Below are 14,170 nucleotides of genomic sequence, written 5' to 3' on the forward strand. Positions count from 1 at the left end.
ACGCCGGTGGAGCGATCCACCGGCGTTCTTTTTTGGCGTCGACGCTGTCAGCGACCGCTGGCGGACGGCGCCTGCGGCGCCGCTTTTTCCAGCGAGCCCGGCGCGGCGCCGGCCCACAGCCGCTTCAGGCGGGACAGTTCATCGTCATAGAACTTGTTCACGCGGCCGATCTCGGCTTTCTGGTTCTCGATCGATTCGCGCTGCGCGGCCGCCGCGGCTTCGTTGGCCTCGAGCTGATGCTGCAGCTTGAACGGCACCCGCTTGCCCTTGTAGAACTCGGCCTCGTCCAGCAGCGGCTTGCGCTCGATGGCGAGTGCCTGCAGGCGCTTCTCGGACTGCCGCATCGCCTCGCGGACGTCGTCGAGCGCGGCCTCGCGTGCCTTCTGGTGCGCGGCCTGGTCGGCGTAGCGCTGCAGCAGGTTGCGATCGCGCCGGACCGCGTCCTGCTGCGCGGAGCGCTGCACTTCCTCGGCGCGTCGGCGCTGCTCGGCGGAGGCCTGCTCCTCGGGCGACATCGCCGGCGGCACCATCCGCCGCACCGAGCCGTCGGAATTCAGCAGGCGCTGCTCGCGCGTCTGGCACTCGGGGATCGGCCGGTCGGAGGTCAGCCGGCGGCCATCGGGCGTCGTGCAGGTGTAGATGGTCGGCGACGACGGCGCCTTGGTCTGCGCCAGGACCGGACCCGCGAGGTTACCGCCCAGCATCAGGGCGCCAACGAGCGCCGCGGGCGCGGCCGGTCGGGACAGCAGGCGGCGTGAGATGGAAGGACGCATCAGACTCCGTAGCGATCGCGGTAGGCATGGACCGCCGCCGCGTGCGCGGAGACGGCGGTACTGCTGGTCGTCTGCAGATACTGGAGCAGGTCGGACAGCCCTGCAATCGCGACCACCGGCAGCTTCAGCTGGTCGCGCACGTACTGTACCGCCGACCATGGCAGGTCCTGCCCGTTCTCGGCGGCCTTCTCCTGGCGGTCCAGCGCGATCGTCACGCCGCAGGGCGTGGCGCCCGCCGCCTGGATCATCGCGATGGATTCGCGCACCGAGGTGCCGGCCGAGATCACGTCGTCGATGATCAGCACGCGGCCCTGCACCTTGGCGCCGACCAGCGTGCCGCCCTCGCCATGGTCCTTGGCTTCCTTGCGGTTGTAGGCGAAGGGCTTGTTGTGGCCCAGGCGCGCCAGCTCGATGGCGACGGCCGCGGCCAGCGTGATGCCCTTGTAGGCGGGGCCGAAGATCATGTCGAAGGCCAGGCCCGAGTCCAGCAGCCGCTGCGCGTAGAACTGGGCCAGGCGGCCGATTTTCAGGCCGTCGTCGAACAGGCCGGCGTTGAAGAAATACGGGCTGAGGCGGCCCGCCTTGGTCTTGAACTCGCCGAAGCGCAGCACGCCGGTGTCCACGGCGAAGGCGACGAATTCCTGGGCCAGGGCGTCCTGGGGAGCGGCGGTGGTCATGGCGGGCGCGACGTCGAGACGTGACAGTGAAAGTGGGGCGGAATTGTAGGACCGGGGTCTGGCGCGGCCCGGGCGCTTCACAGGACACACTGTCGCTGGAATCCAGGCATACCAAGCAAAAAGAAGGCCCGCTCCGTCGCCAGAGCGGGCCTGCTTCTTGCAAGGCGCGCGGCCGAAGCCGCTGCGCCGCGTCGTTCAGCCGATCAGAAGATCGCCTTGAACTGCACGCCGTAGGTCCGCGGGTCGTTGATGAAGCCCGTCAGGTTGTTGAAGTCGATCACGCCGGTCACGCGGACCTGGTTCGTGATGTTGCGGACGAAGGACGCCACCTCGTACTTGCCGTTGTTCCAGACGTAGCCGACGCGCAGACCGCCTTCGGTCAGCGGCTTGCCGGTGAACTCCTTGGCTTCGTACAGCAGGAAGTTGACCTTCGAGCGATAGGCCCAGTCGGTATAGATGTAGAACTCGTTGCCCGCTGCGGTCGGGATGGAGTAACGGGCGGTCAGGTTGGCCACCCACTTCGGCGCGTTCGGCAGCACGTTGCCGTCGATGCTGTAGTTGGTCGTCGAGCCAGCCGCCAGCGGGTCCACCATCGTGCAGCCGCCGCCGCAGGCCGGCAGCGTCAGGCTCGGGTCCTTGATCTTGGTGTTGTTCAGGCTGCCGCCGACGGTGATCAGCAGCTGGTCGATCGGCAGGACTTCCAGGTTGAGCTCGACACCATTGCCTTCGGCCTTCTTCGCGTTGAGCAGGCGGTTGGCATTGCTCTGGCCGCCGACGGCGGTCAGCTGCAGGTCCTTGACCGTGTAGGTGAAGGCGCTGGCCGACAGGCGGGCGCGGCGATCCCAGAAGTCCGACTTCACGCCCACCTCGTAGGACGTGATGTTCTCCGGCGTCGCCTGCGACTGGCCGGCGAAGCGCGAGGCGCCCTGCACCGACGACGCGCGGAAGCCGGTGGCCACGCGGGCGTACAGGTTGGTTTCCTTGGTCAGCGCATAGGTGCCCGAGACGTCCCAGTTCCACTTCTTGTCGGCGGTGTTGGCCGACACGCCGGTGCTGGTGTTCAGGTCGCTGTAGCTGCTGGTGACGTTGACGTCCTTCTTGTCATGCGTGTAGCGCAGGCCGCCACGCAGCGAGAAGTCCTGGGTCACCGCGTAGTTCACCGAGCCGAACGCCGCCCACGCGGTGTTCTTCTGGTAGGTGTCGACGTAGCCGGCGGCCAGGCCGGTCGAGGTCGTGTAGTCGGTGCTGCGCGCGGTGTAGCGCTCGTCGAAGAAGTACAGGCCGCCTTGCCAGCGCAGCGGACCGGCCGCGGCGGATTCGACGCGGAACTCCTGCGTGATCTGACGGTGGCCGCTCATCGAGCTGGACGACTCGGCCGGGAAGCTGGCCTGGCCTTCCTGCGTGAACGGCTTGGTGCCGCCATAGAGGTAGCCGCCGTCCACGTCGCCGCGGCTGAACGGGCGCACCGACTCGTAGCCGGTGATCGAGTACAGGTTGATCTGGCCCAGGCCCCAGCGCAGGCGCGCGCTGCCGCCGGTGGCATGCAGGGTCTGCTCGTTGACGCCGTCGGTGTAGGACTTCTCGGGATCGAAGCCGTCGACCAGGTCGTTGGTGCCGGGCTTGATGATCGAGGCGCGGAACACGCGCGCGCTGCCCTTCAGGTCGCGGCCGTGGAAGTTGAACAGCGCGCTGAAGTCCTTGTGCGGCTGGTACAGCGCCTGCACGCGCAGGGCGCGGTCGTCATAACCTTCCATCTCGCCGGTCTTGCCGGTCGGGACCTGGTTCTTGACCCAGTCGTCGCGGTGCTGGATCTGCGCCGAGATGCGGGCGGCCCAGTCGCCGGTCAGCGGCACGTTGGCGGCGCCTTCCAGGCTCATCGTGCCGTAGTTGCCGTAGGAGACGTTCAGGTAGCCTTCCTGGCGCTGCGAGGGCTTCACCGAATCGAACTTGACCACGCCGGCCGGCGTGTTGCGGCCGTAGAGCGTGCCCTGCGGACCGGCCACCACTTCGACGGCGGCCAGGTCGAAGGCGGGGAAGCCCTTGAGGATCGGGTTCTCCTGGACCACGTCGTCATAGACCAGCGAGACCGGCTGCGAGGCGTTCAGGCGGAAGTCGGTGTTGCCGTAGCCGCGGATGTAGAAGCGCGGGAAGGCGCGGCCGAACGAGGATTCGATGTTCAGGCTGGGCACGCGGCCCGACAGGAAACGGATGTCCTGGCCGCCGGAGTTCAGCACGTCCAGCTTCTCGCCGGAAATCTTGCTGACCGCGTTCGGCACTTCCTTGATGTTCTCGACCCGGCGCTCGGCGGTGATGGTCACCGTCTCCAGCTGGCCCTTCTCCTTGGCCGGCGCGTCGGTGGCGTCCTGGGCCAGCGCGGGCCAGGCGAGCAGGGCCAGCGACACGGCCGCGGCGGCCTCGCGCAGGGCCGGGACGGCAGCGCGCTGGGTGGCGAATCGATTCATGGATGGAACTCCGGGGGAAGGATGGGGGAAACCGGGGGGAGGCCGGCGGTGTCCCGAGGGGTACTCCGGGTTCACAGCTGGCAAAAATGTGGGTGCGGGGTAGCGCGGTGGACGCGAATCTAGCAAGTTCGTCATAAACACGTCACCCCACGCACCTTGGTGGTGCGTTTTCTGTTGTCCAAAGACTGCACCCGCTCGCGTGTCGCCCGAATGGGCGTGGACGGCGCACGCCCACCGCGCCATGTGGTGCGGCCCCGAGCCTCGCGAATACGTGGGGCGGCTGCTGTCATCTTTGGCAGGCGGCTTTGCGATACTGCCGCCCTCTTCCAGGGGCCCCTTCCATGCGCTTCATCACCCTCAACCTCAATGGCATCCGCTCCGCCGCCACCAAGGGCGTGTTCGACTGGCTGCCGCCGCAGCAGGCCGACGTGGTCGGCGTCCAGGAACTGAAGGCGCAAGCCGACGTCGTCGAGTCGCAGTTCGCCGGCTACGACACCCTCAGCGGCCACTTCCATTACGCCCAGAAGAAGGGCTACTCCGGGGTGGGGCTCTACACGAAGGAAACGCCCAGCGACGTCATCGTCGGCTTCGGCAGCTCGGAGTTCGACCTGGAAGGCCGCTGGGTCGAGAAGCGCTTCGACAAGCCCGGCCGCAAGCTGAGCCTGATCAGCTGCTATTTCCCGAGCGGCTCCAGCGGCGAGGAACGCCAGGCCGCGAAGTTCCGCTTCCTCGCGGAGATGTATCCCTACCTGATGGCGCTGCGCGCCGAGCGCGAGTTCATCCTGGTGGCCGACGTCAACATCGCCCACAAGGAGATCGACCTCAGGAACTGGAAGGGCAACCAGAAGAACAGCGGCTTCCTGCCCGAGGAACGGGCCTGGATGACCAAGCTGCTAGAGCAGGACGTCGGGCTGGTGGACGTCTTCCGCGTGCTCAACGACAAGCCCGACCAATACACCTGGTGGAGCAACCGCGGCCAGGCCTGGGCGAAGAATGTGGGCTGGCGCCTGGACTACCACCTCGCCACGCCCGGCATGGCCCACCTGGCCACCCGCGAGGCCATCTACCTCGACCAGCGCTTCAGCGACCACGCGCCGCTGACGATCGATTACGACTTCAAGATCTGAAGCTCGGATCACTCCCTCTCCCCGCGCCGCGGGGAGAGGGGATGAAACCCGACATCGATAGGCGTCAATCCACTTTGGCGCCCGAGGCCTTCACCACCTTGGCCCACTTGGCGGTCTCGCTCGCGATGAGCGCGGCGAACTCCGCGCTGGTGCCGCCGCCCGGCACGGCGCCCTGCGACGCCAGGCGCTCCCGGATCGCCGGCGTCGCCAGCGCCTTCGCGGCCTCGCGCTGCACCCGCGCGACCTGATCCACCGGCTGCGCCGCCGGCGCCAGCAAGCCGAACCAGGACGAGGCCTCGAAGGCCTTGAGCTCCGGCACGCCGCTCTCCGCGATCGTGGGCAGCTCGGGCAGCGCCTCGCTGCGGCGCGCGCTCGCGACCGCGAGCGCCTTGAGCTTCCCGGACCGGATGTGCGGCAACGCCGAAGGCAGGTTGTCGAACATCAGGTCCATGTTCCCGCCCATCAGGTCCAGCAGCGCCGGCCCCGAGCCGCGATACGGGAAATGGATCATGTAGGTGGCCGTCAGGCTCTTGAACAGCTCACCCGCCAGATGGATCGACGTGCCGTTGCCGCTCGAGCACATGTTGAGCTTGCCCGGCTGGGCCCTGGCCACGCGCACCAGGTCGGCGACGCTCTGGATGCCGTATTTCTGCGCGTTGGCCGGATTCAGCACCAGCACGTTGGGCACCGCAGCGACCAGCGTGACCGGCGCGAAATCCTTGACCGGGTCGAAGGGCATCTTGGGATAGAGCGAGGCATTGATCGCGTGCGTGCCCACGGTGCCCATCAGCAGCGTGTGCCCGTCGGTCGCATGCGCCACCTCGGCCGAGCCGGTGTTGCCACCCGCGCCGGGCTTGTTCTCGACGATCACCGGCTGGCCCAGCGCCTTCTGCAGCTCGGGCGCCATCGCGCGGGCCAGCAGGTCGGTGGTGCCGGCCGGCGGAAAGGGCACGACGATGCGCAGCGGCCGCACAGGCCAGCCCTGCTGCGCGCGGGCCAGGCCCGGCAGGCAGGCCGCGGAGGACAGCGCGAGCAACGCGCGACGGTTCAGGCTCATGGAACGTCTCCTCGTGGTGATCTCGATGCGGGTCGTCGGCGGCGATGCGATCGTGATGCGGCGGGATGCCCGTCCCGCCCGGCTAGTCGGCCGACTCCACCGACGCCGTCGACTCCGGCAACCCGGGCGGCTCCGGGCCGAGGATGGTCTGCAGCTGCACCCGCTCGGAGCTGCAGGCGGCATCGAAGTCGGCCTCGATCTGGATCAGCGCCTGCGCGTCGCCGGCCTCGACGGTCACGATGCCGCGCGCGCGGTTGCGGCCCTGCGACTTGGCCGTGTAGAGCGCCATGTCCGCCCAGTTGACGGCCTGTTCCCAATGCAGGGCGAGCTGGGCCGGCGGCAGCGGGAAATGCGCGAAGCCGATCGAGCAGGTCACCCGCAGCGCGCCGGCCGCGGTCTGCACCGGCTGCTCGCCGACGATGAAGAGGATGCGCTCGGCCAGCAGCTGGAGCTGGTCCGGCGCCACGTTGCGGGCGAAGACCAGGAATTCCTCGCCCCCCCAGCGCACCACCAGGTCCTCCGCCCGCACCGCCTGCGCGATGCGCCGCGAGACCTCGACGATCACCGCGTCGCCGGCCGCGTGGCCATGGCGGTCGTTGACATGCTTGAAGTGATCGATGTCGATCATCAGCAGCGCGCCGGTGAACACGTCCTTGGCATGGCGGTCCATGACCGCGAGGAAGTGGCGCCGGTTGGCCAGGTCCGTCAGCGGGTCGCGCTCGCTCTGGGCGCGCAGCAGGCTCTGGTTGGCCTTGAGCCTGCGGTTGGCCTCGCGCACGCGCGCCAGCATCACGCCCATCAGGATCAGCGACAGCCCCAGCAGCGCCGCCAGCCCGACGCCGACGTACTGCGCCAGCCGCCGGTTGCCGAGCTCGCGGTCCTTGAGCGTCTGCTCGCGGCGCAGCAACTCCAGGTCGCGCTGCCTGGCCTCGCTGTCGTACTTGAGCCGCAGCTGCTGCAGCGCGGAGTCGCGGTTGCGCCGGGCCGTCTCCGCGCTCAGCGCGCGTTCCTCGTGATAGAGCCGCAGCGCCTCCTTCCACTGCCCGACCTTGGCGTAGGCCTCGCCGAGCTCGCGCAGCTGCAGCGCGCGGCGCACCGGATCGAAGTCGCCCTGCGCCAGCTCGAGCACCCGCGCGACCTCGCGCCGCGCCGGCTCGAACTGGCGCTGCAGCACCAGCGCGACCGACAGGTTGTGGCGCAGCGTGCGCTCGACCGTCTGGTCGTTGTAGGACTGCACCACCGGCAGCGCCAGCCGCGCCAGCTGCACCGCCTTGGCGGCCTGGTCGGTGTGGATGTAGGCGTCGAGCAGGTTGTTCTGCAGCAGCGCGACGTCGCGCCGTCCGCCCGACTGCTGGGCCAGCCGCAGCGCGTCCTCGAGCGCCGCCAGCTGCTGGTTGCGATCGCCGCGTCGCGACGCGACCATGGACTCGACCATCTTCGCCCGGCTCATCGCGGACGCATCGCCCTGCGCCATCTGCCAGGCCTGCGTCATCCACTGCTGCGCGGCCGCGGTCTCGTCGCGGACCTGGCTGTTCACCGCGAGCGAGCCCATCATCGCGCCGGTCGCGGTGTGGTCCTGCAGCGCCTGGGCCAGCGCCAGCGCGCGGCGCAGCGAGGTGTCGGCGAAGGCGTACTCGCCCCGCGCGCCCTGCGCGCGCGCGATCAGCCGCAGGGCCTGCAGCGCGACGCGCGCGTCGCAGTTGGGTGGCACCGCCTGCGCCGCCTGCGACGGGCAGGGCGGCGACAGGGCCTCGAGCGCCTGCCGCGCCATGTCGCCCGAGCGGCCGGTCTGGCCCTGTCTGTCCTGCAGCTCGGCCAGCAGCATGCGCGCCAGCGGCTGGCCGCCGGGCCGCTGCTCCAGGTCCGCCGCGATCCGCCGCACCGTCTCCGGATGCCCGGCGTAGACGGCGTTGCGGCCGAGCGCGTAGTCGAGGTGCAGGCGTTGCCCGGCATGCGCCGGATCCGCCGCCAGCGCGCGCAGCTGCTGGGCGGCCTTCTCCGGCTCGTTGTAGCCGTAGCGGTCCAGTTGCACGAGCTGCGCGTCCAGCGCGCGGTCGGGGATCGCCGCCCGCGCGGCCGCGCCGCTCAACAGCATGGCCAGCAGCGTGGCCTTCACGACGGCGGCGAGCGGGCGGATCATGCGCGCCCCTCCTGCACCGGGCCGAGCAGGCTGACCAGCTGCACCTGGCCCTGGTGCCAGGCGGCCTCGATGCGGCCGGCCAGGGCCAGCAGCTGGTCGCGGTCGCGGGCCTGCATCGCCGCCACGCCGTAGGCCTTGTTGCGACCATGCGCCTTGGCCATGTACATCACGGTATCGACCAGGTCGATCGCCCGCTCCCATTCGAGCGTCAGGTCCTGCGGCGCCATCGGGAAGCTGGCGAAGCCGATCGACGCGCTGATCGGGATGCGCAGCGGCCCGTGGTCGACCGGCTGCCCGCCGATCTGGTCGAGCAGGCGCTGGCCGAGCTGGCGCGCATCCTCGGTGGCCTCGGAGTTCACCAGGATCAGGAACTCCTCGCCGCCCCAGCGCACGACCAGGTCCTGCTCGCGCAGCACGCTGCTCAGGCGCCGCGCGACCTCGACCAGCACGGTGTCGCCGGCCGCATGGCCCCACTGGTCGTTGATGCGCTTGAAGTGGTCGATGTCGATCAGGAACAGGCTACCGCGCAGGCCGCCTTCGCGCGTGCGCTGCGCGATGGCCTGCTGGAAATGGCGCCGGTTCGCGAGGCCGGTCAGCGGGTCGCGCTCGCTCTGCACGCGCAGCGATTCGTTGGTCTGCGCGAGCGCGGCGTTGGTGCGCCGGATGCGCCGGTAGGCCAGCGCCAGCAAGGCGCCCGAGAGCAGCACGCAGCCACCGACCTCCGCCCAGAGCTTGAGCTGCAGGTCGCGGGTGCGGATCTGCTCGGCCTTGAGGCTGTTGTCCTGGTTGAGCAGCCGGATCTCGCGCTGGCGCTGCTGGTCCTCGAAGCGCGCCTGCGCCTCGAGCACCGCCTTGCGGGTCTCGTCGCGCAGCACCGCGTCGAACTCCTTGCGCGCGCGGTGGTAGGCGTCGACCGCGCCGGGCAGGTCGTCGACCTTCTCCAGGTAGCCGCCCAGCTCCAGCCAGGCCTCGGCGGTGTAGCTGCCGGCCTCGCGCTGCGCGTCCATCGTGATGGCCTGCAGCACGTCGCGCTTGCCCTCGTCCAGCCGCTTCAGCCCGATCTTGGCGATGCCCATGTTGTGGCGCGCCAGGATCTCGGTCGAGATCTCGCCGCCCTCATGCGCCAGCGCCAGGCTTTGCGTCGACAGCTCCAGCGCCCGGGCGTAGTTGCCGCTGCGCAGTTCGTAGTCGGCCAGGTTGCCCAGCGCGAGCGCCTGCAGGCCGGGCGCCTGCGCCTCGCGGGCGTATTGCAGCGCCTGCTCGCGGGCCTGCTGGCTCAGCCGCGGGTCCTCGTCCTGCGAGTGGACGATGCCCAGGATGGTGTAGACCGAGTACATCAGCACCGGATCCGGGTCCTGCTGCGCCGTCTCGAGCGCCTCGCGCGCGGCACTCAGGGCATGGTCGAACTGCTGACTGCGGAAGTAGTTGAAGGCGAGCGTGGCGTCGTTGGTGGCGGCCCGCCAGCGCGAGCCCATCGCGCGCGCCTGCTCCAGCGCCTTCAGGCCGCTTTCGACCGCCGCGTCGACCTCGCCGTAGTCCCCCTGCATGTAGGCGCGCAGCTCGGTCGCGCGCCACAGCATCCGGCGGTCGGCCTGGGCCGCGTCCATGTCGGCGAGGCCGCCCAGCAGGCGCACGCCGGCGCCCAGTTCGCCATTGGCCTTGAGCCATTGCGCCCGCGCCAGCATCAGGGCCAGTGGAATCTGCGCGCGCACCGGCGAGCTTTCCGGCCAGGCCTTCAGCGCTTCCACCGCGGCCTCGTGGCCGCTGCGGTCCCGCAGCTGGGCGAGCAGCGCGGCGCGCTGGCTCAGGGCTTCCAGCCGCTCGGCGCTGCCCGGCGCGGCACGGGATTCGATCGCCTGCAGCTCGCGCAGGTGCTCGCGCGGGTGCGCCGAGGCGATGCGTTCCTGCTGCTCGAGCTCGGCCTGCAGCGCCCGGTCCTGGACGCCGGTGGCGGAGGCCGCCGCGTCGCGGGTGTCGACGCCGCCCTGCGGCCCACAGCCGCTCAGCAGCGGCATCGCCAGGCTCAAGGCGAGCGCCAGGAGCGCGGCGGCCCATTCTGGCGCGCGCGCGCGTGGGCGTGCGCCGGCCCGGCCGGTGGCCGTCCTCGCTTGCTCCGTTGCTCGCAACACCCCAAGCATGCTCATCGTGCTGATGTCGAGTGGTAGGTCTCGTGACTTGAGCGCCGATCCCCGGGTTCCCGTGAAGCCTGCACGAGTCGGCGCCCGCGCACGCGGCGTGGGGTCAGTCCGTGCGGCCTCGCCGCAGCAGCGCATGCAGCAGGATCGCGCCGAAGGTGGCAGTTCCGATGCCACCCAGGGTAAACCCGCCCATTTTCAAGGTGAAGTCGCCGGTGCCGATCACCAGCGTGATGGCCGCCACCATCAGGTTGCGGGGGTCGCGGAAATCGACCTGGTGGTCGACCCAGATGCGGGCGCCCGCGATCGCGATCAGGCCGAACACGACGATGCTGACGCCGCCCATCACCGCGAGCGGGATGGCCTGGATCAGCGCGCCGAACTTCGGCGAGAAACCCAGCACCAGCGCCATCAGCGCGGCGAAGACGAAGACGGCGGTCGAGTAGATGCGGGTCGCGGCCATGACGCCGATGTTCTCGGCGTAGGTGGTGACGCCGGTGCCGCCGACCGCGCCGCTGGCGATGGTCGCCAGGCCGTCGCCGACGAAGGCGCGGCCCAGGAAGGGCGACATGTCGCGCCCGGTCATCGCGCCCACGGCCTTCAGGTGGCCCAGGTTCTCGGCCACCAGGATCAGCGCCACCGGCGCGATCATCAGCATCGCCGCGCCGTCGAAGACCGGCGCATGGAAGCTCGGCAGCCCGAACCACGGCGCGGCCGCGACCTTGCTGAGGTCGATGGGCGTGCCCAGCCCGAAGCCGTTGGTCAGCAGCGCGTAGATCAGGCTGGCCTGGATCAGGCCGGCCAGGATCAGCAGCCGCTGCAGCATGCCGCGCGCATGCACCGCCACCAGCGCGACGCTGAGGAAGGTCGCGGCCTGCATCCAGGCGTCGAAGGGCGTCGGCGCCATGTTCTTGATCGGGACCGCCGCCAGGTTCAGGCCGATCACCGCCACCACCGCGCCGGTCACCACCGGCGGCATCAGTCGCTCGACCCAGCCGCTGCCGGTGGCCGAGACCAGCAGGCCGATCGCCGTGTACAGCACGCCGCAGGCGACGATGCCGCCCAGCGCCAGGGGCAGGTTGGGATTGGGGCCGCTGCCGGCATACCCGGTCGCGGCGATGACGACGCCGATGAACGCGAAGCTCGAGCCCAGGTAGCTCGGCACCCGGCCACCGGTCAGGAAGAAGAACAGCAGCGTGCCCACGCCGCTCATCAGCACGGCGACGTTGGGATCGAAGCCCATCAGCAGCGGCGCCAGCACGGTGGCACCGAACATGGCGATCACATGTTGCAGGCCGAGCGCCGCGGTCTGCGGCCAGGACAGGCGTTCATCGGGGGCAATCGCCTTCTCGGGGCCGACGGTCACGGGCCGCCAGCGCATCAACCACGCCATGGACTTTCCTCAACGGGACAAGCCAGGGAGTGTAAGGAGGCCCCATCACATCGCCACTCCGGGCATATCCCGTGACCAGGCGGCCCGGCGGAGGCTTGACGGGATGGCGCATGCGATGCACGCGCCGCCGCTCAGAACAGCACCATGTCGCGGTTGTGGCGCGGCAGCATGCGCAGCAGCCGGCGCCACGACACCCAGGCGCGCCACAGCGCGCCGCCGGTCAGCAGGCTCAGGATCAGCAGGATGGTCATGGCAAGGCTCCTCGGGCTCAGGGAAGGGGAAAACGGGGCAGTTCGCACGAGCGTGCGAAATTGAGGCAGCGATTGGGCGCAGGCGGGGGCATGGCGTGTGGGTCAGCGGGAGGCTTCGACGGCCGAGGTGGGCGGCGCCGTCAGCATCGGGGCCATCAGGCGCCGATAGCTGGTCCAGGCCCGCTCGACCGCATCCGGCGTGCGCAGGAAGCGCACTTCGCGGACCAGCGCGGTGAAGAGGCCGTCCAGCTCGAAGATCAGTTGATCGAGATCCGCGTCCTCGCGCAGCTGGCCCGCGTCCTGCGCCTGGACCAGCGTGCGGCGCAGCGTCGAGCGCCAGCGCCGGACACCGTCGAGCAGGCGTTCGCGCATGGCGTCATCGCGGTCGTCGTATTCGAAGGCGCCTGCCACGTACAGGCAGTTGCCGTGCGGCCCGCCGACGCGCCCCAACCAGGCGCGCACCATCGCGTCCATGCGGGGCAGGCCGCGCGGCTCGCGCAGCGCCGGCAGGATGACCTCCTGCTGGAAGGTCTTCTCGAAGGCATCCAGCACCGCGGCCTGCAGCGCCTCCCGCGAGCCGATGCGCGAGAAGACACCGCTCTTGGACAGGTTCAGGCGCTTGGCGACCTCACCGATCGAGAGGCTGTCCAGGCCGTCGAGGCGGGCCATCTCCAGCGCGACATCGACGATGGCGCTCTGCGTCAGTTCGCTGCGGGCGGTCTTGGCTTCCATGACGCGCAAGTTAGCACGGTCGTGCGAAACCCGCCGCAGGCCCCGAATGCCACGGATGACGGCCGGGTTATTCGTCGCTGGAGTCGGCTTGTGGCGCCGTGTCGTCCATCGCCTGCCCGGTGTCCTCGGCAGCGCCGGCCGGAGGGCGTCCGCGACGCGCCGCCGGGGAAGGCGCCGGCTTGATGCCGCGGCGCTTGAGCGCCTCCCGCAGCAACAACTCGATCTGGGCGTTGGACGAGCGCAGCTCGATCGCGGCCAGCCGCTCGATCTCCTCCCATAGCGCGGGATCGAGGCGCAGCGGGAATTGCTTCTTCGCGGGACTGGCCATCTGCGCCCGCCGCTCAGTTGTAGAGCGTCCCAGCGTTCACGATGGGCTGCGTGTCCTTGTCGGAGCACAGCACCACCAGCAGGTTGGACACCATCGCCGCCTTGCGTTCGTCGTCGAGCTGGACGATCTCCCGCTCGCTCAGGCCCTTGAGCGCCTCCTCGACCATGCTGACCGCGCCGTGCACGATCTTCTTGCGGGCGCTGATGATGGCCTCGGCCTGCTGCCGGCGCAGCATCACCTGGGCGATCTCGGGGGCGTAGGCCAGGTGCGTGAGCATCGCCGTCTCGACGCTGACCCCCGCCGGCTGCAGGCGCGCCTGCAACTCCGCGATCATCGCGGCCATCACCTCGTCGGCGCCGGCGCGCAGGGTGATCTCGCGGCTGTCGAGGTCATCGCCCTCGTCGTAGGCGAATTGCGAGGCGACATGCCGGATCGCCGCCTCCGCCTGGATGCTGACGTACTGCTCGAAGTCGTCGACCTCGAACACGGCGCGGGCCGTGTCCTCGACCCGCCAGACCACGGCGGCGCTGATCTCGACCGGGTTGCCGCGCTTGTCGTTGACCTTCAGCGTCGGCGCGTCGAGGTTGCGGGCGCGCAGCGACAGGCGGCGCTTCATCATGAACAGCGGGATCGTCCAGCGCAGGCCGGGCGTGCGGTCGGTGCCGACGTAGCGGCCGAAGAGCGTCAGCACGCGGGCCTCGTTGGGCTGCTGGATGTACAGGCCGGTCAGCAAGATGACGCCGGTCACCACCAAGGCCAGCTGCGGCAGGCCGACCGCGTCATGGCCGAGCGCGGCGAAGCGCCAGATCGCGAAGGCCAGCAGGCCCAGGCCGATGAGCAGCGCGGCATAACCGTTGGCCGTGCCGGCGCGCCGCTCCAGCGGCGTCGGCGCCGCGCCGGGCGAGGGCTTGTTCTTCGGGACTGCGGTCGTGCTCATCAACAGCTCCTCCAAAAAGGTGATATCACTTTAAGCGCAACCGCCCCCGGCGCGCAAGGGCCGACGCGGAGCCACCCCCAAGAGAGGGGCCGGGCGAAGGGCCCGCAGAAAGCAGAAAGCGCCCGCGAGGGGCGCTTTCGAGAGGCGCTTCGGAGGGA

General features: G+C 70.0%; 11 protein-coding genes. 1 reads left to right on the forward strand and 10 read right to left on the reverse strand.

Annotated elements, in window-relative coordinates; genetic code table 11:
• Nucleotides 1-47: 47 nt before the first annotated feature.
• The 3 genes from ACTJKJ_RS09000 to ACTJKJ_RS09010 all read right to left on the reverse strand — a co-directional run bounded on the left by ACTJKJ_RS09000 (nucleotide 48) and on the right by ACTJKJ_RS09010 (nucleotide 3,912).
• Nucleotides 48-773, reverse strand: a complete 726-nt coding sequence (locus ACTJKJ_RS09000) for a hypothetical protein (protein WP_440820221.1) — start codon at nucleotides 771-773, stop codon at nucleotides 48-50.
• Entirely contained in the window at nucleotides 773-1,450 is a 678-nt protein-coding gene (pyrE, locus tag ACTJKJ_RS09005; protein WP_297381033.1) for an orotate phosphoribosyltransferase, read from the reverse strand. The genes ACTJKJ_RS09000 and pyrE overlap by 1 nt, the downstream gene beginning before the upstream one ends.
• A 203-nt stretch (nucleotides 1,451-1,653) precedes the next feature.
• On the reverse strand, nucleotides 1,654-3,912 hold the full coding sequence (locus tag ACTJKJ_RS09010) for a TonB-dependent receptor (RefSeq protein ID WP_440820222.1): 2,259 nt from the start codon (nucleotides 3,910-3,912) through the stop codon (nucleotides 1,654-1,656).
• A gap of 341 nt (nucleotides 3,913-4,253) precedes the next feature.
• Here ACTJKJ_RS09010 and ACTJKJ_RS09015 point away from each other — a divergent pair, with 341 nt between their 5' ends.
• Nucleotides 4,254-5,039 (forward strand): exodeoxyribonuclease III, encoded by a 786-nt coding sequence (locus ACTJKJ_RS09015; RefSeq protein WP_440820223.1) that lies wholly within the window; start codon nucleotides 4,254-4,256, stop codon nucleotides 5,037-5,039.
• 64 nt (nucleotides 5,040-5,103) lie between these two features.
• Here ACTJKJ_RS09015 and ACTJKJ_RS09020 read toward each other — a convergent pair whose 3' ends face one another.
• The 7 genes from ACTJKJ_RS09020 to ACTJKJ_RS09050 all read right to left on the reverse strand — a co-directional run bounded on the left by ACTJKJ_RS09020 (nucleotide 5,104) and on the right by ACTJKJ_RS09050 (nucleotide 14,012).
• Complete coding sequence (locus tag ACTJKJ_RS09020) at nucleotides 5,104-6,096, reverse strand: Bug family tripartite tricarboxylate transporter substrate binding protein (protein ID WP_440820224.1); 993 nt, start codon at nucleotides 6,094-6,096, stop codon at nucleotides 5,104-5,106.
• Nucleotides 6,097-6,178: 82 nt separating this feature from the next.
• Nucleotides 6,179-8,236, reverse strand: a complete 2,058-nt coding sequence (locus ACTJKJ_RS09025) for a diguanylate cyclase domain-containing protein (protein ID WP_440820225.1) — start codon at nucleotides 8,234-8,236, stop codon at nucleotides 6,179-6,181.
• The gene (locus tag ACTJKJ_RS09030; RefSeq protein WP_440820226.1) at nucleotides 8,233-10,263 is read right to left on the reverse strand and encodes a diguanylate cyclase domain-containing protein; all 2,031 of its coding nucleotides are present in this window, start codon (nucleotides 10,261-10,263) and stop codon (nucleotides 8,233-8,235) included. The genes ACTJKJ_RS09025 and ACTJKJ_RS09030 overlap by 4 nt, the downstream gene beginning before the upstream one ends.
• Before the next feature lie 214 nt (nucleotides 10,264-10,477).
• A complete protein-coding gene (locus ACTJKJ_RS09035) occupies nucleotides 10,478-11,764 on the reverse strand; it encodes a solute carrier family 23 protein (RefSeq protein WP_440820227.1) in 1,287 nt (428 codons plus the stop codon).
• 353 nt (nucleotides 11,765-12,117) lie between these two features.
• Nucleotides 12,118-12,747 (reverse strand): TetR/AcrR family transcriptional regulator, encoded by a 630-nt coding sequence (locus ACTJKJ_RS09040; protein ID WP_183483796.1) that lies wholly within the window; start codon nucleotides 12,745-12,747, stop codon nucleotides 12,118-12,120.
• Nucleotides 12,748-12,814: 67 nt separating this feature from the next.
• Nucleotides 12,815-13,075 carry a toxin-antitoxin system HicB family antitoxin gene (locus ACTJKJ_RS09045; RefSeq protein ID WP_147242057.1) on the reverse strand — a complete coding sequence of 87 codons (261 nt, stop codon included), beginning with the start codon at nucleotides 13,073-13,075 and terminating at the stop codon, nucleotides 12,815-12,817.
• Nucleotides 13,076-13,088: 13 nt separating this feature from the next.
• Nucleotides 13,089-14,012 carry an SPFH domain-containing protein gene (locus ACTJKJ_RS09050; RefSeq protein ID WP_091730196.1) on the reverse strand — a complete coding sequence of 308 codons (924 nt, stop codon included), beginning with the start codon at nucleotides 14,010-14,012 and terminating at the stop codon, nucleotides 13,089-13,091.
• Nucleotides 14,013-14,170 lie beyond the last annotated feature (158 nt).

This window comes from Roseateles sp. 22389, assembly GCF_052044995.1.
Classification (GTDB): Bacteria; Pseudomonadota; Gammaproteobacteria; order Burkholderiales; family Burkholderiaceae_C; genus Roseateles.

Coding starts and splice junctions, on each gene's coding strand:
- ACTJKJ_RS09000 (WP_440820221.1), bottom strand. CDS start 773: ATGCGTCCTTCCATCTCACGCCGCCTGCTGTCCCGACCGGCCGCGCCC.
- pyrE (WP_297381033.1), bottom strand. CDS start 1,450: ATGACCACCGCCGCTCCCCAGGACGCCCTGGCCCAGGAATTCGTCGCC.
- ACTJKJ_RS09010 (WP_440820222.1), bottom strand. CDS start 3,912: ATGAATCGATTCGCCACCCAGCGCGCTGCCGTCCCGGCCCTGCGCGAG.
- ACTJKJ_RS09015 (WP_440820223.1), top strand. CDS start 4,254: ATGCGCTTCATCACCCTCAACCTCAATGGCATCCGCTCCGCCGCCACC.
- ACTJKJ_RS09020 (WP_440820224.1), bottom strand. CDS start 6,096: ATGAGCCTGAACCGTCGCGCGTTGCTCGCGCTGTCCTCCGCGGCCTGC.
- ACTJKJ_RS09025 (WP_440820225.1), bottom strand. CDS start 8,236: ATGATCCGCCCGCTCGCCGCCGTCGTGAAGGCCACGCTGCTGGCCATG.
- ACTJKJ_RS09035 (WP_440820227.1), bottom strand. CDS start 11,764: ATGGCGTGGTTGATGCGCTGGCGGCCCGTGACCGTCGGCCCCGAGAAG.
- ACTJKJ_RS09040 (WP_183483796.1), bottom strand. CDS start 12,747: ATGGAAGCCAAGACCGCCCGCAGCGAACTGACGCAGAGCGCCATCGTC.
- ACTJKJ_RS09045 (WP_147242057.1), bottom strand. CDS start 13,075: ATGGCCAGTCCCGCGAAGAAGCAATTCCCGCTGCGCCTCGATCCCGCG.
- ACTJKJ_RS09050 (WP_091730196.1), bottom strand. CDS start 14,012: ATGAGCACGACCGCAGTCCCGAAGAACAAGCCCTCGCCCGGCGCGGCG.